Origin of the sequence: Methylobacterium sp. WSM2598, from assembly GCF_000379105.1 — a bacterium.
Lineage (GTDB): Bacteria > Pseudomonadota > Alphaproteobacteria > Rhizobiales > Beijerinckiaceae > Methylobacterium.
In genome coordinates this window covers 1,950,462-1,968,718 of sequence record NZ_KB900609.1, presented here as the reverse complement: position 1 = coordinate 1,968,718, position 18,257 = coordinate 1,950,462, and the positions used below count along the sequence as shown (strand labels likewise).

Annotated in this window: 16 protein-coding genes, 1 tRNA gene and 3 pseudogenes; 6 read left to right on the top strand and 14 right to left on the bottom strand. The window is 69.5% G+C overall.

Going from position 1 to position 18,257, the window contains the following annotated elements; all coding sequences use genetic code 11:
• Position 1: 1 nt before the first annotated feature.
• Positions 2-622, bottom strand: coding sequence for a phosphonate C-P lyase system protein PhnH (gene phnH, locus MET2598_RS0109200; RefSeq protein ID WP_018260622.1), 621 nt, complete (start codon positions 620-622; stop codon positions 2-4).
• The gene (gene phnG / locus MET2598_RS0109195) at positions 622-1,101 is read right to left on the bottom strand and encodes a phosphonate C-P lyase system protein PhnG (protein ID WP_084673800.1); all 480 of its coding nucleotides are present in this window, start codon (positions 1,099-1,101) and stop codon (positions 622-624) included. Before phnG ends, phnH begins: the two co-directional genes overlap by 1 nt.
• A gap of 78 nt (positions 1,102-1,179) precedes the next feature.
• On the opposite strand from phnG, the gene phnF reads away from it, so the two are divergent.
• Both phnF and MET2598_RS0109185 read left to right on the top strand, forming a co-directional pair.
• On the top strand, positions 1,180-1,929 hold the full coding sequence (gene phnF, locus MET2598_RS0109190; RefSeq protein WP_012332731.1) for a phosphonate metabolism transcriptional regulator PhnF: 750 nt from the start codon (positions 1,180-1,182) through the stop codon (positions 1,927-1,929).
• A 538-nt stretch (positions 1,930-2,467) separates the two neighbouring features.
• Positions 2,468-2,887 (top strand): tellurite resistance TerB family protein, encoded by a 420-nt coding sequence (locus tag MET2598_RS0109185; RefSeq protein WP_012332732.1) that lies wholly within the window; start codon positions 2,468-2,470, stop codon positions 2,885-2,887.
• A 78-nt stretch (positions 2,888-2,965) separates the two neighbouring features.
• Here the strand turns inward: MET2598_RS0109185 and phnE (MET2598_RS0109180) are convergent, their stop codons facing one another.
• From phnE (MET2598_RS0109180) to MET2598_RS0109155, 6 genes and pseudogenes are all read right to left on the bottom strand, one after another.
• On the bottom strand, positions 2,966-3,826 hold the full coding sequence (gene phnE / locus MET2598_RS0109180; RefSeq protein WP_018260620.1) for a phosphonate ABC transporter, permease protein PhnE: 861 nt from the start codon (positions 3,824-3,826) through the stop codon (positions 2,966-2,968).
• On the bottom strand, positions 3,823-4,707 hold the full coding sequence (gene phnE, locus MET2598_RS0109175; RefSeq protein WP_018260619.1) for a phosphonate ABC transporter, permease protein PhnE: 885 nt from the start codon (positions 4,705-4,707) through the stop codon (positions 3,823-3,825). Before phnE (MET2598_RS0109175) ends, phnE (MET2598_RS0109180) begins: the two co-directional genes overlap by 4 nt.
• Positions 4,708-4,741: 34 nt before the next feature.
• The gene (gene phnD, locus MET2598_RS0109170; RefSeq protein ID WP_012332735.1) at positions 4,742-5,671 is read right to left on the bottom strand and encodes a phosphonate ABC transporter substrate-binding protein; all 930 of its coding nucleotides are present in this window, start codon (positions 5,669-5,671) and stop codon (positions 4,742-4,744) included.
• Positions 5,672-5,724: 53 nt separating this feature from the next.
• A pseudogene (phnC, locus tag MET2598_RS36190) lies at positions 5,725-6,523 on the bottom strand (phosphonate ABC transporter ATP-binding protein).
• Between the two features lie 238 nt (positions 6,524-6,761).
• Complete coding sequence (locus tag MET2598_RS0109160; RefSeq protein ID WP_012332737.1) at positions 6,762-7,379, bottom strand: acetyltransferase; 618 nt, start codon at positions 7,377-7,379, stop codon at positions 6,762-6,764.
• Positions 7,376-8,065: a DUF1045 domain-containing protein gene (locus MET2598_RS0109155; protein ID WP_018260617.1), complete on the bottom strand. Its 690-nt coding sequence runs from the start codon at positions 8,063-8,065 to the stop codon at positions 7,376-7,378. Before MET2598_RS0109155 ends, MET2598_RS0109160 begins: the two co-directional genes overlap by 4 nt.
• 103 nt (positions 8,066-8,168) lie before the next feature.
• On the opposite strand from MET2598_RS0109155, the gene selB reads away from it, so the two are divergent.
• The 4 genes from selB (at position 8,169) to MET2598_RS40875 (ending at position 12,042) form a co-directional block, all read left to right on the top strand.
• Complete coding sequence (gene selB / locus MET2598_RS0109150; RefSeq protein ID WP_236728696.1) at positions 8,169-10,124, top strand: selenocysteine-specific translation elongation factor; 1,956 nt, start codon at positions 8,169-8,171, stop codon at positions 10,122-10,124.
• Positions 10,125-10,132: 8 nt separating this feature from the next.
• Positions 10,133-10,225, top strand: a tRNA-Sec gene (locus MET2598_RS0109145).
• Between the two features lie 169 nt (positions 10,226-10,394).
• Positions 10,395-11,567 (top strand): tyrosine-type recombinase/integrase, encoded by a 1,173-nt coding sequence (locus MET2598_RS0109140; protein ID WP_018260615.1) that lies wholly within the window; start codon positions 10,395-10,397, stop codon positions 11,565-11,567.
• Entirely contained in the window at positions 11,560-12,042 is a 483-nt protein-coding gene (locus MET2598_RS40875) for a hypothetical protein (RefSeq protein WP_157182110.1), read from the top strand. The genes MET2598_RS0109140 and MET2598_RS40875 overlap by 8 nt, the downstream gene beginning before the upstream one ends.
• On the opposite strand, the gene MET2598_RS0109135 is transcribed toward MET2598_RS40875, so the two are convergent.
• The 6 genes and pseudogenes from MET2598_RS0109135 to MET2598_RS38860 all read right to left on the bottom strand — a co-directional run.
• A complete protein-coding gene (locus tag MET2598_RS0109135; protein ID WP_018259945.1) occupies positions 12,008-12,817 on the bottom strand; it encodes an IS5-like element ISMtsp14 family transposase in 810 nt (269 codons plus the stop codon). The genes MET2598_RS40875 and MET2598_RS0109135 overlap by 35 nt on opposite strands.
• A 131-nt stretch (positions 12,818-12,948) precedes the next feature.
• On the bottom strand, positions 12,949-13,863 hold the full coding sequence (locus MET2598_RS0109130) for a carbohydrate ABC transporter permease (protein ID WP_012332742.1): 915 nt from the start codon (positions 13,861-13,863) through the stop codon (positions 12,949-12,951).
• On the bottom strand, positions 13,860-14,741 hold the full coding sequence (locus MET2598_RS0109125; RefSeq protein WP_012332743.1) for a carbohydrate ABC transporter permease: 882 nt from the start codon (positions 14,739-14,741) through the stop codon (positions 13,860-13,862). Before MET2598_RS0109125 ends, MET2598_RS0109130 begins: the two co-directional genes overlap by 4 nt.
• Positions 14,742-14,886: 145 nt before the next feature.
• On the bottom strand, positions 14,887-16,263 hold the full coding sequence (locus tag MET2598_RS0109120; protein ID WP_018260613.1) for an ABC transporter substrate-binding protein: 1,377 nt from the start codon (positions 16,261-16,263) through the stop codon (positions 14,887-14,889).
• Between the two features lie 307 nt (positions 16,264-16,570).
• A pseudogene (locus MET2598_RS36185) lies at positions 16,571-17,754 on the bottom strand (IS3 family transposase).
• Positions 17,669-18,211: pseudogene (locus MET2598_RS38860) on the bottom strand (IS66 family transposase zinc-finger binding domain-containing protein); the annotation flags it as partial. The pseudogenes MET2598_RS36185 and MET2598_RS38860, both read right to left, overlap by 86 nt.
• Positions 18,212-18,257 lie beyond the last annotated feature (46 nt).

Below are 18,257 nucleotides of genomic sequence, written 5' to 3'. Positions count from 1 at the left end.
GTCAGCCCTCCGTCACGCGGGTCGAGCGCGGCAGGCCGGCGACGCGCCCGGGCGCCGTGAGCAGCAGGTCGAGCCCGAGCGGGAAGGCCGCCCGGTTCGCCCGCATGCGGGCGGCAAAGTCCGGCGGCAGCGGCGCCGCGCGCAGCCGCGCGCGCGCGCGGATCCCCGGCCCTTCGAGGACGAGCCCGCCCTCCTCCGTCGAGTTCGCCCCCGTCGGGTTCGTCTCGGCCAACTCCGCGCAGGCGAGGACGAGGGTCGCGGAGCGGTCCGGATAGGCGGGCTCGCCCTGCGCGAAAGCCGCGAAATCCGGGCAGGCGGCGGGCGCGGCGACGAGCGCGAACTGCGCCGCCGCGGGCTCGGCCACCAGGGGCGCGCCGGTGTGGAAGCGCAGGAAATCCGCCACCGCCCCGCTCGCCGCCAGGACGGGATCCAGCCAGAGCGGCGCCTCGGCATCCGCCAGGGCGAGCGCCACGGCGGCGAGTTCGGGCGTCAGCGGCCGCGGCGGGGCGAGGTCGGGCGCGAGGCGCTGGATCCGGCCCGGCCGGGCGAGGGCGTCCATCACGGCCCGGAACACGGCCTGCGCGTCGTGGACGGGGTCGCGCAACCCGGGAGCGAGCGTCATCAATCCTCTCCCCGCGCCATGGTGAAGAAGTTGACCCGCGTCGCCGCGACCCGGCGCGCCTGCGCCTGCGCCTCGGCGGCGCGGCGGGCGGCCACCGGGGCGAGCGCCCGCTCGACCGCGGGGCGCCGCCCGGGCTGCTGCCAGAGGGCGTCCAGGATCGCCGCGAGGCGCGCCTTCCGGCGGTCGCGGCCGAGATGGTAGGCGAAGCCGGTCGCGCCGTCGGGCAGCCGGACCGCCGCCCGGGTCACCGTGACCTCGCCGAGGTTGAAGGGCCGCCCGTCGCCCCCGATCCGCCCGCGCGCCATCACGAGGCCGGTCTCGACGGGGCGGAGATCCTCCGCCTCGCCGACCGGGCCGATCCCGTCGAGGGCACGGGAGAGTTCCTCCGCGCTGGCCTCGCCGCAGAGGGCCATGGCGGCCCGCCGCGCCGCGATCTCTGGCGCCTCGCCGCCGTTGCGTGGTGAAGTGCGATCCGGCATCGGTGTCCCGGGTGTCCTGATTTGTCTAGTCGTATAGACAAGCGGGGCGCGCGAGGCAAATGAAGTTTGGATGACGGTATGGGCGACGGCGATGGCACCCCGGTGACGGCCCTGAGCCGCGGCGAGGGCTTGGCGGCGTGGCGGCAGATCGCGGACGGGCTCTCGGCGGAGATCGAGGCGGGCCGGCTGGCGGCGGGCGCGCAACTCCCGACCGAGGCGGCGCTGGCGGCGCGGTTCGGGGTGAACCGGCACACGGTGCGCCGGGCCCTGGCGGCCCTGGCGGAGCGCGGGCTGGTACGGGCGACCCAGGGGCGCGGCACCTTCGTGGAGGCGCCGCGCCTGACCTACCCGATCGGGACGCGCACCCGGTTCTCCGAGATCGTCTCGCGGGCGGGCCGGGAGGCCTGGGGCGACCTGATCGCGGCGGCCGAGGTGGCGGCCGAGGAGGGGATCGCGCGCGACCTCGGCCTCGCGCCGGGCACGCCCATCCTCGAACTCGTGACCGTGCACCGGGCCGACGGCACGCCGATCTCCACGGCGCGGACCTGCCTGCCCCTGCCGCGCTTCGCCGGCTTCGACCGCGCCTACGCGCGGCGCGGCTCGATCACCCGCGCCTACGCGGATTACGGGGTGGCGGATTACACGCGGCTCTCGACGCGGATCGGGGCCCGGCTCGCCGCGGCCGACGAGGCGGCGCGGCTCGACCTCGCGCCGGGCCGCGTGCTCATCAGCATCGCGAGCGTGAATGCCGACGCGGACGGCGCGCGGATCCAGGCGACCCGCGGCCTGTTCGTGGCCGACCGGGTCGAGCTGGTCGTGGAAGCCTGAGATGATATCGGCCCGATACGGGATCCGCTTGGTCGAAGCGGATCCCGTATCATTCCCTGCGCCGCCTCGGCAGAGGGACCGTGGGCGGTGTCATACCAACGGCTCAGGATGCTGACGCATCGAGCCGTTGCTCCATCTCGAATTTTCGATTTCAAGCCAGAGGCTTGGCGATCCAGAGGCTTGGCGAACCAGAGGCTTGGCGAAAATTCGGGAGCCGCACCACCGGTCATGAGAAATGACCGGTGGTATCATCTCGCATCCCGGCAATCGGGCCGGCGTCGCAACCTGGCAGGAGAGATCGCCGGCAGGAGAGATCGGCTGCGCCGAACGACCCGCCGGGGGGCGTTCCGCCCCGGACGCAGGGGCACGGCGCGCGCGGGGGCGATCCGATCCGATCCCCACGTCTTAGCCCCCTCCGTAATCCAGTTCAGGCGCAATAAAATCTCGGATGTCTCGCGATCTGACCCCGTCGACAAATCGCGACATCTTAACTATGAACGGCCCGCACGCGACGCGAACTGTGCAGGGAGACCTGACGATGTTCAATATGTTCAAGTCACAAGTGTCCCTCGATCTGAGCCCGCGGAACTGCCTGGCGGTGTCGCTGATCCACTGCATGGCCGCCGACGGGGAGGTGGACCCGGAGGAGGTCGGGCACCTGATGTCGGTGCTCGGCCGCCAAGCGACCCGCCAGCAGCTCGACGCGGCCATCCGCTACGCGCGCGCGACGCCGCCGGCCCAGTTCCTGGCCGAGGCCGCGCCGAGGCTGCGGCCGGACCAGCGGCTCTGCATCCTTCTCAACATGATCGACAGCGCGATGGCGGATGGCGAGGCGGAGCCGGAGGAGCAGCGGCTCATCATGCAGTACGCGCAGGCGTTCGGCCTCGGCGAGAGCGAGCTGACCCCCTACTTCAAGGCCCTCGTGGCCAAGAACGATCGCGCCGTCCTGGACCGCTGATCGGCGGGCCCCGTCCTCGGCGACGGGCGTCGCCGGGGATGGCCCCCGCCCACCCGGTCCCGCCGCGTCCGGCCGCCCTCACCGGGCGGCCGGCCCGATGATCGCCCGCCGCAGCCGCGCCGAGACGAAGTCGATCGCCGCCACCGTCACCAGGATCATCGTGACCAGGAAGGCGACCTGCTGCAGTTCCAGCACGCCGATCAGCTCGGTGAGGTAGGTGCCGATCCCGCCCGCCCCGACGATGCCGATGATGGTGGCCGAGCGGGTGTTCGATTCGAAGAAGTAGAGCACCTGGCTCGCCAGCACCGGTAGCATGCCGGGCAGCAGGCCGAAGCGCAGGCGGTCGAGGGTGCTCCCGCCCGAGGCGGTGACGCCCTCGTGCGGCTTGCGGTCGGCGGTCTCGATCGCCTCGGCGAAGAGCTTGCCCAGCGCCCCGAAATCCGAGCAGGCGATGGCGAGGGCGCCCGCGAAGGGGCCGAGCCCGACCACGTTGATCCAGATCAGCGCCCAGATCAGCACGTCGACCGAGCGGAGCACGTCGAAGCCGCGCTTGGTGGCGAAGCGCAGGAAGGGGTTCGGGTTGGCGTTGCGCGCCGCCAGGAAGGCGAACGGGAAGGCGAAGAGCGCCGCCGTGAGCGTGCCCAGGAAGGCGATGGCGAGCGTCTCGCCGAGCGCCTGGAGGAAGGCGAGGAAGCGCCCGTCCGGCGAGGGCGGCAGCATCAGCGCGGCGAATTCCCCGAGCCGGCCGAGGCCGCGCAGGATGCGCAGGAGCGAGAAGTCGAGGTACAGCATCGCGACGATCGCGAGGCCGGCCGCGGCCGCGGCCGCGCCGATCACCGCCAGGCGCTGCCGGAGCGGCACCGCGAAGGCCTGCGGGTGGCGCGCCCTGAGGCCGCCGATATCGGCGAGCATCGCCCTGCGGAACGCGGCACCGCTCATCGGGCGCTCTCCCGTCCGAGCAGGGCGTGGCGCAGGCGCTCGGTTCCGAGATCGATGCCGATCACGGTGACGATGATCATCAGCAGGATCGCGCTCACGTCACTGTAGTAGAAGTTGCGGATCGCCACCAGGAACTCCTGGCCGATGCCGCCCGCGCCGACGAAGCCCATCACGCCCGCGCCGCGCACGTTCATCTCGAAACGCAGGAGCCCGTAGGAGGCGAAGTTCGACAGCACCTGCGGTACAACGGCGAAGCGCACGGTCTCGACCCAGCTCGCCCCGCTCGCGGTCAGCCCCTCGACGGGCTTCATGTCGATGTTCTCGACCACCTCGGAGAAGAGCTTGCCGAGCGCCCCGGCCGTGTGGATGGCGAGGGCCATCACGCCGACCATCGGCCCGAGCCCGAAGGCGATCACGAAGAGCAGCGCGAACACCACCTCCGGCACCGTGCGGCACAGTTCCAGGAAGCGCCGCGTCGCGAAGCAGAGGAGGCGCGAGCGCACGAGGTTCGCGGAGGCGAGAAAGCACAGGCCGAAGGCCGCGATCCCGCCGAACAGCGTGCCGAGATACGCCATCAGCAGCGTCTCGCCGAGGAGCATGGTCCATTTCGGCAGCCCCCAGTACCAGGCGGCGAGGTCGCCCGGCAGGGTGCCGGGCGACAGGGGCGGCATGATCCGGCCCAGATAGGCCGTGAAGTTCCGGATGTTCTCGAGGAAGGTGAGCGGCCGCACCTCCGCCATCGCGCCCGCCAGGACGATCAGGACGAGGAGGACGGCGAGCACGGCGAGGTTGCGCCGCCGCGCACCGGCGATCGCGGCCGCGTAGGCCGCCGCGAGGGTGCGGGCCCTCTCCGGCGGCAGGTTTGCGATCCGTTGGGTCAACGCGGCCGCCTCGCCCGATGCGTCCTCGGAATGACTACGAGCGCTTCCGCTGCTCGTCGTTGTAGCGGAGCATCTCGATGATCGGCTCGAAGTCCTTCAGCGTCACCGCCGTGAAGTCGAGGTCCTTGCCGTCCGACAGCTTGTCGAAGGCGACCTTGTCCTTCTTCGGCATCGCCACGAAGGCGGCGCGGATGCGCGTCTTCAGGTCGTCCGGCAGGCTCGCCAGCACCGCGAAGGGGCCCTCGGGCAGGAAGTCGGATTTGAAGACGATGCGGAAATCGGCCGGCGTCAGCGGCTTGCCGTCCGCGCTCTTGAGCATGTGCTTGGTCTGCATGCGGGTCAGCGTGCCGTCCGTCTCCGAGTTCCACAGCGTGGCGGAGGCGTCCGAGGTGCCCTGGATCAGGGCCAGCACCGAGTTCTCGTGGCTGCCGGCGAAGAACGTCTTGCCGAAGAACTTGTCGACGTCGTAGCCCGCCTTCTGCATGAAGAAGCGCGGCGCCTGGTTGCCCGAGGTCGAGTTGGGGTCGACCAGCGCGAGGTTCTTGCCCTTCAGGTCGGCGAGCGTCTTGTAGGGGCTGTCCGCCTTGACGTAGATGACGGAGTAGTAGCCGGAGGCGCCGCTATCGTGCTTCTGGTTGACGATCGGCTCGACCTTCACGCCGGTGATGACCGCGCGGGCGAAGGCGGCCGGGCCGTAGAAGCCGATCTGGATGTTGCCGGCGCGCTGGCCCTCGATCACCGCCGCGTAGTCGTTGGCGACGCGCAGCTTCACCGGCACGCCGAGTTCCTTCGAGAGGTAATCGGCGAGCGGCGTGTAGCGGTCGGCGGTGCCCGACGCGTTCTCGATCGGAATCACGCCGAGCGTCAGTTCCGGATACTTGGCCTTCCAGTCCTGCGCGGCGGCCGGGAGGGTGAAGCAGGCAAGCGCCGTCAGGGCGCCGACGAGGGTGCGTCGGGTCAGCATCGTGTCCGTCCTTCCATCATTCTCCAGGGGCCGGCGGCCCGCATCGGGTCGCGTCAGGCGCCGACCGGTGCCGGCGGCGCCAGGGCGGGGCCCGGCTCCGGGAGGGGTGTCGCGGGCGGCCGGTCCATCACCTCGCCGGCCTCCAGGCCGTAGAGGTCCTGCGCCACGGCCTCGGTCAGGTCCAAGGCGCGCCCGTCGAAGACGAGGCGCCCCGCCGAGAGGCCGACCAGGCGGTCGCAATAGGCGCGCGCCAGGTCGAGGGAGTGCAGGTTGCACAGGACCGTGATCCCGTACCGCGTATTGGCCTCGGCCAGCGCGTCCATGACCAGGCGCGTGTTGCGCGGGTCGAGGGAGGCGACCGGCTCGTCGGCCAGGATGATCTCGGGCTCCTGGACCAGGGCACGGGCGATCGCCACGCGCTGCTGCTGCCCGCCCGAGAGGGCGTCGGCGCGGTTCGCCGCGTAGGCGCCCATGTCGAAATTCTCCAGCGCCGCGAGGGCGAGCGCCTTGTCCTCCTCGGGCCACAGCCGCAGGAGGGCGCGGGCGGACGACACGTGGTTGAGCCGGCCCATCAGCACGTTCGTCAGCACGTCGAGCCGGCCGACGAGGTTGAACTGCTGGAAGATCATGGCGCAGGGCCCGCCCCTTCAGGGCCGTCACGTCGCGCCCGTCGAACAGGATGCGGCCCTCGCTCGGATCGACGAGGCGGTTCAGCATCCGCAGCAGGGTCGACTTGCCCGCGCCGGAGCGACCGATCACGCCCACGAAGCTGCCGCGCTCGATGCGCAGGGAGATCGCATCCACCGCGCGGCGGTCACCGTATTGGCGCGTGAGGTTCTCGACGACGAGCATCAATCCGTCCGCTGTTGCCGTACGCGGGACGTAAACGCCGGTTTGGCGACAGTTGAATGACAGCCGCTGCCGCCGGGGGGCTCTCGCGGATCCTTGCGGCCGCGTCCCGGCGGCGAGGCCCGCCGCGGCGGTTTGATACCCGATCCGATCGGTCGCTTCGGGATCGCGGATGCCGGCCTCGCTCCCGCGCCGCGCGGGCGCGTGATCCGGGATCCGCTTGGATCGGCCGGATCCCGGATCAGCCCCCGTGGCGGGCCAGGAAGTCCTCGACCGGCAGGGCACGGAAATCCGGCAGGGCGGCGCGCAGCCGCTCGTGGTCCCAGTCCCACCACGCCAGGGCCCGCAGGCGCTCGGCGACCGCCTCGGGGAAGCGCCGGCGCAGGAGGCGGGCCGGGTTGCCGACCGCGATCGCGTAGGCGGGCACGTCGCGGGTCACGACCGCGCCCGCCCCCACCACCGCCCCGGTGCCGATCCGGCGGCCCGGCAGGACAATGGCGCCGTGGCCGATCCAGACGTCGTGGCCGATCTCCACCGGCAGCGCCCGGCGCCGGTCGAAGAAGGCGGCCTCGTCCGCCTCCTCCGGCCAGTACTGGCTCGCCCGATAGGTGAAATGCGCCTGGGAGGCGCGCTCCATCGGGTGATTGCCCGGGTTGATCCGCACCATCGCGGCGATCGAGCAGAACTTGCCGATCCGCGTCGCGATCACCTCGCCGTCGTTCACGATGTAGGAGTAATCCCCCATCTCGGTCTCGGTCAGGCGGGTGCGGGCCCCGACCTCGGTGTAGCGGCCGAGGCGGCTCGCCACGATCGCGGCGGTGGGATCGACGAGGGGCTCCGGCCCGAGGCGCTTGGTCATGCGGGGTCTCCGAGGGGAATGCGCCGCAGCACCCGGAACGGGGCATCCCCGTCCTGCCGCAGCACCGTGACGGCGTCGAGGGTCAGCGGCTCGCCCGGCCCGTAGGCCGCCGCGAGCCGCGCGCGCCAGGGCGCGCGGTCCTCCTCCGGCAGGGCGTCCGTCAGCGTCATGTGGAAGCGGAAGCGCTCGAAGACGTGGGGGTAGCCCCAGCGGTCGAGGAGCGCCCGCTCGCGCGCGTCCAGGCGCTCCGGGCGGCGGCGCGCCCGCTCCGCCTCGCTGAGCGGCGCGCGCAGGGGGTCGAGGGCGGCGACGCACTCGGCCGCGAACAGGCCGAGCGCCGGCGGCGCCTCGTCCGGCACCAGGGCCGTGAAGGCGCCGAGCGTCGCGACGACGAGCCGCCCGACGGGAACCGGCGGGTGCCACGCCGCCAGCGCCGCCGCGGCCGCGACCAGATCCGCCTCGGCGACGCCCGGGGCGAGGCGCATCGGCGCCTTCAGGGTCGCGTGAAAGCCGTAGCGGCTCGGCGCGCGGGTCACGTCCTGCGCGTCCGCGAACCCGTCGTGCCGCGGAACCGGCGCGCCGGTCGCGGTGTCATAGCCGAGGACGCCGCAGCCGAACCGGGCCAGTCCGGAGCCGGGCGGGGCCGTGTAGTAGAGCGCGTAGCGGCACGACTCGGTCACGACCATCCCTCCGGCGAGCGTTCCGGACGGGTTCATCACGGTCGGATGACGGTTCCGTGACGAGGTTGCGTGGCGAGGTTGCGGGATGGGGCGCGGGGGACGCGGGGGCGTGGAGCATGGGCAGGCCCGGGGAGCGGGGGCAGCGCGCGGCGGCCGAGCCGGCCGGGCGCTGGTCGTCGGGGTGATCGGCCACGTCGATCACGGCAAGACGGCGCTGGTGCGCGCCCTCACCGGCACCGACACGGACCGGCTCAAGGAGGAGCGCGAGCGCGGGGTCTCGATCGTCCCCGGCTTCGCCCTGCTGCGGGTGCCGGGGGGCGAGATCGACCTCGTCGACCTGCCCGGCCACGAGCGGTTCGTGCGGGCGATGATCGCCGGGGCGACCGGCCTGCGCGCGATCCTGCTCGCGGTCGATGCCCGCGAGGGCATCAAGCCGCAGACCCTCGAACACCTCGCCATCGCCCGCCTGATCGGCGTGGACCGGGGCGTCGTCGCGTTGACGAAGTGCGACCTCGTCACGGACTCGGAGGCGGCGGCCCGGGCCGCGGAGGTGGGCGCGCTCGCCGCCGCGTCCGGCCTCGCGGTGCGCATCGTGCGGACGTCGGTGCTGCGCGAGGAGGGCCTCGCCGACCTCGCGGGGCACCTCGCCGACCTGCTGGGCGAGGTGCCCCCGAGCCCGGATGACGGCTGCCCCGTCCTGCCGATCGACCGCGTCTTCCCCCGTGCGGGCTTCGGCGCGGTCGTCACCGGCACGCTGCGGCGCGGGCGCCTCGCGCTCGGCGACGCGGTCGCGGTCGCGCCGGAGGGCATCGAGGGCGCGGTGCGCGCCCTCCAGAGCCACGGGCGGCCGGTCCAGGCGGCCGAGCCGGGGCGCCGGGTCGCCGTGGCCCTGCGCGGCATCGACCTCGCGCAGCTGCGCCGCGGGCAGGTCCTCGCCCCCCCCGGCTACCTCGTCCCGAGCCGCTGGCTCGACGTGTCGCTCACCTTGCTGCGGGAGGCCCCGGTGCCCCTGGCGGGCGGGGCGCGGCTGCGGCTCCTCGCCGGCACGGCCGACGTCCCGGTGCGCCTGCGCCTCCTCGACCGCGACGCGCTCGATCCCGGGGAGACGGCGCCGGCGCAGCTCCACGCCGAGGAAGCGGTCGCCCTGCCGGCGCGCGAGCCGTTCCTGCTGCGCTCGGACGCCCCTCCCCTCACCCTCGGCGGCGGCGTGGTGCTCGACCCGGCCTCGCGCCGGCGCCGGCGGCGCGACGCGGCCGGCCTCGCGGAGCTGCGCAGGCTCGCGGAGGGGCGGCCGGCCGAGATCCTGCGCGCCCGCCTCGCCGCGGCGGGCCGGGCGGGCGCGACGCTCGCCGACCTGTCGCGCCTCGTCGGCATCGCGCCCGAGCGCGTCCGCCGCCACCTCGTCGGCCTCGGCGCCGAGGCGATCGGCGAGCGCGTCCTCGGCGCGGAGGTCCGGGACGCCCTGCGGAGCGAGGCGCTGGCGGCGCTGGACGCCCATCACCGCGCCCATCCGCTGGAGCACGGGATCAGCCACGCGCGCCTCGCGACCGCGCTGCGCACCGGCGAGGCGGTGGCGGCGGCGATCCTGCGCGACCTCGTGGCGGCGGGGCGGGCGGTGCGCGACCGCGACCTCGTCCGCGCGGCCGCGTTCGACCCGCAGCGCCAGGAGCCGGCGCTGGTGCGCGGTCTCGCCGAGAGCTTCCGGCGGGCCGGCCTGACGCCGCCCGACGAGGCCGAGGCCGCCGGGCGCGATCCCCGCCGCCGGGAGGCACTGAACCACCTCGTCCGCTCCGGCACGCTGATCCGCGCCGCCGACCGGGTCCAGCGCCGCACGATCCTGTTCCACCGGGAGGCGGTCGAGGCGGCCAAGCAGGCCCTCGCCCGGGCCTTCGCCGGTCAGGACGGCTTCCTGGCGCGCGAGGCCGGAGCGCTGCTGGGGATCTCGCGCAAGTTCTCGATCCCGCTGCTGGAGCACCTCGACGCCGTGCGGTTCACCCGCCGCCTGGGCGACCGGCGCGTGCTCCTTCAGGCCGAGGCTGGACCTCGCCCCTCCTCCTCCCCATAACCCCCCTCGGAGGCGATCGGGGTCTGGTGGCCCTCCTGGTCTTCAAAACCAGCGGCACGCCACACGCGTGCGGTGGGTTCGATTCCCATCCGCCTCCGCCAGGACAGTGTTCATAGGCGTTCGCAGCCGACCGTTAACCCTTCAGATTTCGGTGGTTTTCAGCTTAGCGGCGTTCGCCCCGAACCGCTGGCATTCGCCCCAATTCACGCTTACGATGTGGGTAGCCACGGGAGTAGCGCGAGTTCGGCGGAGACTCGAAAGCTCACGGCGATGACCGTCGCCAAGCTGAAGTCGCCCGGCCACTATGGGGATGGCGGTGGCTTGTGGCTGCAGGTCGGCGACAAGGGAGCCAAAAGCTGGATCTTCCGCTTCACGCTCCGCGGCAAGTCACGCGCGATGGGGCTCGGCTCGGCCAACACGTTCTCGCTCGCTGAGGCCCGCGAGAAGGCGCTCGCCTGCCGCAAGCTCTGCGCTGAGGGCATCGACCCGATCGAGGCCCGCAAGACGCAGCGCCAGGACGCTGCACTGGAGGCCGCCCAGGCGATGACCTTCCGCGAGTGCGCGGTGGCCTACATCGACGCGCACCGCGCCGGGTGGCGCAACGCGAAGCACGCCGCGCAGTGGACCACGACGCTGGAGACCTACGCCTACCCTCACTTCGGCGACCGGCCCGTGGCGGCCGTCGATACCGACCTCGTGGTGCGCGCGATCGGACCGATATGGGCCAGGAAGCCCGAAACGGCGAGCCGGGTGCGCGGCCGCATCGAGTCGATCCTCGACTGGGGCACGACCCGCGGGTTCCGGCGCAGCGAGAACCCCGCGCGCTGGCGAGGGCGCCTGGAGAACCTGCTGCCGAAGCGCTCCCGGGTGCAGAAGGTGAAGCACCACGCCGCCCTCCCCTTCGCGGAGGTGCCGTCCTTCCTCAAGGCGCTGGAGTTCCAGCCCGGCGTCGCCTCGCACGCGCTCGCGTTCACGATCCTCACCGCGGCCCGCACCGGCGAGACGCTGGGCGCCACGTGGTCGGAGTTCGACCTTGATGCGCGCATCTGGAACGTGCCCGCCTCCCGCATGAAGGCCGGCGTCGAACACCGGATTCCGCTCACCGAGTCAGCTCTCATGGTCCTGCGGCGCATGGCGGAGATCCGGGAAGGTGACTTCGTGTTCCCGGGCGGCCGGCGGGAACGCCCGCTCTCCAACATGAGCATGCTGGTGCTGCTGCGTCGCATGCAGCGCGGCGATCTCACCGTGCACGGCTTCCGATCTTCGTTCAGGGATTGGGCCGCGGAGCACACCGACTTCCCGCGCGAGGTCGTCGCGGCCGCGCTCGCGCACGCCATCGAGTCGAAGGTCGAGAGGGCCTACCGGCGCAGCGACCTGTTCGCGAAGCGGCGCGAGCTCATGGAGGTGTGGGCGAATTATTGTGCGGTTTTCTGTCATGAGTGATCAGCACGAAGATAATGCCCATAGTAATTCAACAGTTGAGCCCGCCACTGGCAATTTTTATGAAGTTTATAAAGTGTATACCAACGGATCCATCGAATTTGTTATGAAAATTGCTGCCGAGGCTATAGCGTCCGGCGAATTAGGACAGGTCGACCTGCATGGAGTGGAAAACGGCATCGCTCGATTGAGGGGCAATACTGCTGATTTATTTTCATTGCTTGAAAAATCTATTAACAAGAACAATCCAACATTCTTCGATGAAGCTGCTGTTGAGGCAATTTGGTCGCTGCTGGAAGGAATTTTTCTCGTTGCGTTTCACACGAGCACGTCCGACAGAGCTAGACGCTCTGTTCAGCGGCGCACTACCGAAAAAGCACGAGCAGCGCGTGCCGAAAAAAGAAAACAAAGGGACGACCTTCTAGATGAGCATCTAGAGCGTGTTATGAACTTTCTACTATGCGTCCGAGCTTGCTGAGCATGTCACAGACGAAGGCGACCATGTACATTCCAGCCAGTGTGCTCGCATAACGCTCGTAGTCCTTGACCAGCCGGCGGCAGCGCACCGCCCAGGCGAGCGAGCGCTCCACCACCCAACGCCGCGGCAGCAACACGAAGCCGCGCTTGGCCTCCGGGGCCTTGACCACCTCCAACGCGATCCCGTTCGCCTGCGCTGCGGTCGCTGCCTTCTCACCTGTGTAGCCCTGGTCGACGAATGCCTTCTCCACGCCCCCGTCCGTCTCCGCCTGGACCACGCAGGTCAGCGTGCCGACCTGACTGCGGTCATCGCCATCCGCCGGCGTGACGTGCAGCGCCACCCCGTGACCGGGCGTGTCGACCGCCAGATGCACCTTCGACCCGCGCATGCGCTTGGCCCCGTCGTAGCCGGCCCGCTCGCCGCTCTCGGGCGAGGAGCGCTGGGTCCGGCTGTCCAGGATCACCGCCGAGGGCTCCGGCTCACGCCCGGCCGCCTGCCGCAGCACAGCACGCAGGTCGCCGGCCACATCGGCGAAGCACTCGGCGGCCAACCAGCGCTGGGTCTGCTGGTAGACCGCTGCCCACGGCGGCAGGTCGTGGGGCAGGAACCGCCACGGCGCGCCGGTCTTGACGATGTAGCGCAAGCCGTTGAACACCTCGCGCAGATCGTGGTCACGCTGGCCCGAGTCCTCGCGCAGCAGCGCCAGGTAGGGCGCCACCAGCGCCCACTCCTCATCGGACACGGCGGACGGGTAGGCGGCGCGATCGGTGCTCATGCCCTTCAACGCTCACGCTACATCGTAGGTTCATAACACGCTCTAGGCCCACGACAGGGCCGTTGCCGCCAAATCTGAACCAATCCGCGTCCGAAGCACTCGGGAAGGTTCAGGCAAATAGGCCGGCAGCTTCAACTCTTGACCGCGCCGGCCGTCAGTCCCCCGACCATGTACCGTCTGAACACATAATAAACCGCCGCAGGCGGCAGGGCGTAGATCAGCCCCGTCGTCATGAGCAGTTCCCAAGGCGAGTCATCGGCTGCTAGAAAGCTTCCGAGCGCGACAGGCAGGGTCACATCTGTGTCGCGGGACAGCAGCAGGAAGGCAAACAGGTACTCGTTCCAGGCGAGCAGGAGCGCGTAGACACCGATCGCGACGAGCGACGGTGTCATCAGGGGCAGATAGACGAAACGGAAGAGCTGGGGCGGTGAGGCCCCGTCCATCACGGCTGCCTCGTCCAGCTCCAGCGGCAGCTTGTCGGAGGCCTGCTTCAGCACCCAGATGGCGTAGGGACTCGCGATTGTCACCATCGCGAGGATGAGCGCCCACTTGCTATTGAGCAGCCCATAGGCGCCCATCGTCTTGTACATCGGCACCGCGAGAAATGCCGCTGGGATGAAGTAGGTGAAGAGCGCAAGATTCATCACGGTCCGGCCGCCCCTCACCCGCAACCGGCTGATCGAGAAAGCGGCCGATGTTGCGATGAAGAGCGTCAGGACTCCGGTTGAGAAGGCGATGAACACCGAATTCCAGAGCTGTTGCCAGAAATGCGACAGAAAGTAATGCTGCTGTCCGAAGACGATCCCGAAGTTTCTGAGGGTTGGGTGTTCCGGAAAGAGCGCCCCCGAGAGCGCGTCCTGCTTCGGCGACATCGCGAATAGAACGAGGTGATAGATCGGTATCAGGGTCCAGAGCAGGACCGGGATGCCGACGAGGAGCAGCTTCGCCTCGGTTCCAGCGGCTCTCAGCCAGCTGGAATTGCGGTGGGACAGACCTGTGGGCGAGCGCCTCGTGTCGCGCGGCGGGCCTGCGATTCCGGTGCTCATTTCGAGAGCCTCCGCATCAGGACGTAGACGAGGGGCAGAACGAAGGGCATCGCGCAGACGACCGCCGCCATCGAGTGGTCGATCTGGTCAAGCCTCAGGTAACGAATACCGAGCGTCGCGAGCACATGCGTCAGGTCTGCGGGCCCGCCACCGGTGAGCAGGTAGATGCTGTTGAAATCACCGAGTGTCCAGATCATCGAGAGGATCGTGCACGTCACGTAGAGCGCCCGCATGGATGGCCACGTGACGTGCAGGAATTTCTGCCAGCTCGTCGCGCCATCGACGGAGGCCGCTTCGTAGAGGTCGGACGAAATGGCGAGGCGTCCGGCGAGGAGGATCAGCGTCCAGAACGGCAGCGATTTCCAGATATGCACCGCGATGGCGAGCGTCAGCCCGAGTCCAGGATCGTTGAGCCAGTTCGGACCGTCCTCTCCGGTGAAGCGGAAGATGGTCTGGTTCACGATCCCCCATTCGGGGTTCAGCATGAACCGAATGGATAGGATGGTCGGAATCGACGGCACCGCCCAGGGCAGGATGAAGAGCACTGAGAGCCAGCGGATCCAAAGCCGCTCGTGAGTGAAGAATCCTGACAAGAAGAGTGCTATGGCCATCTTCACGTTGATCCCGACGATCAGGAAGATCAGGGTGTTGACGACAGCGCGCGCGAAAATCGGATCGGCCGCGAGATGGGCGTAGCTCGCCGGGCTGCGCGCGAGCCAGAGCCCGTAGCCGATCGGGTAGATGACGAAGAGCAGGAACACGAGAAGGTAGGGCGCGATCAGGATCGCACCCCAAGCCTGCCAAGCACCGAGGCGGACTGGCCTGGGCGCGGTTGCCGGCGCGGCATCATCGGCCGTTATCGCGCGCGCTCCCGACATCCTCGGTCTCCCTGTTGAGTCACTGCCGCGGGTGGGCGGCACCGGCTGAGCAGAACCGCATCGGACTACTCCGCTCAGCCCCTTGTTCCCGCATCATGTCGGCCGCCAAACCGATCACCGCCCCGGCGGACAATGCTCGGCCCCGTTACGGCGCAGCGACCTGCCTGATGCGGGCGAGCATCTCGTCGGCGGCCTTCTCGACCGGGACCTTCTCGCTCACGACCCGGTTCATCGCCTTGGCGAAGACATTCTCGTTGTTGATCAGCGTGAATTTGTAGTTTTTGACATAATCGAACGGCTCCGTACCCGACTTAAACTGATTGTAGACGGCCTTGCGATGCTTGTCGGCCTGCCAGAAGGTGCTTTCAATCGAGGCGTTCGTCACGGGGAACCAGCGGCCGAGCGCACCCTCGACGTAAGGGCGGAGGTTGTCTTCCTCCATGATGAACTTCACGAACTCCTTGGCGGCCGCTTTGTTCTTGGCACCGGCGAAGACGACGCCGTGTTTGACGTCCGCGCGGTAGGTCATCGGTTTACCGTCGGGCCTGTTCGGGAACGGCGCGGTGATGATCGTCTCCTCGTAGGCCTTCTTGGCGGCCGCGCGCTGCTCGTCAGTCGCGCTCGGATTGAGGCTGTCCTCATACCATTTCGCCGCGATGGAGATCGTGAAGTTGTGCGTCATCACCGTCGTTCGGTTGTGGAAGGCCACGTTGTTGTCGGGGTCTTTCCAGGTCGTCGCGGATGGAGGGACACATCCCTTAACATAGGGATCGGTATAGTCCTTGAGGGCTTTGATCAGACCGTCACGTGCCTTCGGATCATCGACGAGGAGCTTGCCGTCGCTGTCGACGAGCCTAACGTCATAGGCGTCCATGAAGGCGTAGAAGGACTGGAAACTGTCAGTCGACTCCACACCCATCGGCGCGCCGATCCCGTAGGTGCGGGAACCTGAAGCCTTGCGGTAAGCGGGCTGAACCTTATCACACCAGAAGGACCAGTACTCGGCCCAGCTCGTCGGAATATCGCTCTGCTTGAAACCGGCCTTCTCGATCATGTCTCCCCAGATTTCAGTATGAAGTGTCTGCCGCTTCAGAGGAAAACCGAAGTAAGCCTTCCTGTGGATCTGGTCGTTGTAGAGTAGCACGTGCTCGACCGTCTGCGGCGCGAAGCGCGGCATCATCGGCTGCAAGATGTCAGTGAGATCCTCCAGCTTACCCTCGAAGGCCCACTTGCCAGCAGCTTGATTGTTGTATGTATCGGAATAGCCGACATCCGGCGGCGAACCGGAGTCGAGCGCCGCGACCGTCTTCGGGATCATGTCCTGAATCGCGTACTGCGACAGCTCGACCTTAATTCCGGTCTTTTGCTCGAACTTCTTGATGGTCGCCCAGAGGGACTCGTCTTCAGACCGATAGAAGCCTTTGCTGAACCAGACAGTGAGCGTCTTGTCCTGCGCGACGGCTGGCATCGCGGCCAGCACCCACGCGCCCAACGACAACGCTCCCGCGATGCCTCGCCTCATCGGTTCTCTCCTCCCATCCGCCTCGTTCATCGGGCGGCTGCCCGAGATTTCAGCATGGGACGAAGTCCGAGGCAAACCGGAATAGTCGGCGGCAACAGCGTAGCGATGGCAGCGCCGCGCACTCTCACTGAATATTGTGACCTGCCATCGGGCGCGCGAGCAACGCCGCAAGAGCGAAGCGCGCTGCGCGCCAGCGCCGCCCGTACGTCGTGCTTGCGCGCAGGGCGGTCCTCCGCCGGGCGTCCGGCGCCGAGTCGGCGCTCGGCCACGTCACTGATCCTCCCGTGATTTCGCGGACACGGGGAGTTTAGCTCGCGGTCCGTTCGGCTTGCTCGGGCGTGAGATAACCGAGTGCCGAGTGGATGCGCTGCCGATTGTCGTAGCCCTCGATGTAAGCGAACAGGTCGCGGCGCGCCTCATCCCGGGTCGCCCATCGTCGCTGATGGACGAGCTCGACCTTGAGGGTGTGGAAGAAGCTCTCCATCGGGGCATTACCGTAGCAGCAGGCCGTCCGGCTCATGGACGGCCTGGCCGCCATGCCGGCGAGCTGCCTCCGGTAGGCCTCGGCCGCGTACTGGCTGCCGCGATCCGAGTGGCAGATAAGCCCGGCGGCCGGTCGCTGCCGCTGGGCGGCCATCATCAGCGCAGCCACGCTCAGCTCGGTGCGCATATGATCGCGCATCGACCAGCCGACGATCTTGCGCGTGGCCAGATCGAGGACGGCAGCCAAGTAGAGTTAGCCCTCGCCGGTCGGCAGGTAGGTGATGTCGGCCAGCCAAACCGTGTTCGGCCGCGCGGCCGAGAAGTTCTGCCTCAGGAGGTTCCGGGCGATTGGGAGATCGTGACGGCTGTCGGTCGTGCAGGGCCGGAACCGACGCCCCGCCAGGGCACGGATGCCGTGCCGGCGCATGAGACGCTCCACCCGCCCGCGGCTGGCTGAACGGCCCTCGGCCCGCAGGGCGGCATGCACGCGTGGGGCACCATAGCGCCGGTGGTGGGCGGCATGGATGCGCCGGACATCGTCCAGGAGCTGGCGGTTGGAGGCCGAGCGGGCGCTCTCAGGCCGTGACCGCCACCCGTAAAAGCCGCTGGGGGAGACGTCGAGCACGCGGCACATGAGACGCACCGGCCAGGTCCGCGCATGCTGCTCGATGAAGGCGTAGGTCACGTGGGCATCTCCGCGAAGATGCCGATGGCTTTTTTTAGGACGTCGCGCTCCATGCGCGTGCGGTCGAGCTCACGCCGCAGACGGGCGATCTCGGCGGCCTGATCGGACGGCGAGGCGATCGGGCTTGATGGCAAGGCCCCGGTCGATCCTGCCGGCCGCGGTCGGGGCGGTGCCCCGTTCAGCGTTGCACGCCACTGCCGCAACATCGAGGGCTGGATCCCGAGCTCGGCCGCGATCTGCATCTGCGGCCGGCCGCTGCTCTCCAGCAGGGCGACCGCTTCGCGTTTGAACTCGGGCGTGAACTCCCGTCTCGTCTTCGCCATCCGACACCTTCCCCGCTCCGCCAGAGCGGATCAGAGGTGTCCGTGAAACCGAGGGAGGATCAAACAGCCTCTCCGACCGCTTCAACGTCTCGAGCAGCCGCTCGTGGACCGGGCGGAGCAGGAAGGCTGCACGCCCGACCCAGTCGGCCAGGGTCGAGCGGTCCAGGTGAACGCCTTGGCGGGTCAGGATCCGCGCCTGCCGATAGAGCGGCAAGTGGTCGGCGTACTTGTAGACGAGGACCTGCACGATCACGTCCTCGCAGGCGCGGCAGGCGTAGCGCGGACGCCGGATCGCGATGACTCGGACCTGGGCCGGCACGACGTCGAGACGCTCGGACACGTCCTCGCCGATCCGACGCAGGCGGCCTGCGCAGCAGGGACAGGCGGTGCTCTCGATGTCGACTACGCGCTCGACGCGCGGCAGGTGGGCGGGCAGAGCGCCACGGTTGGCGCGCCGTGCACTCGGGCCTCACCGCCGGTGCGCTCTCCTCGGCGGCGGGATC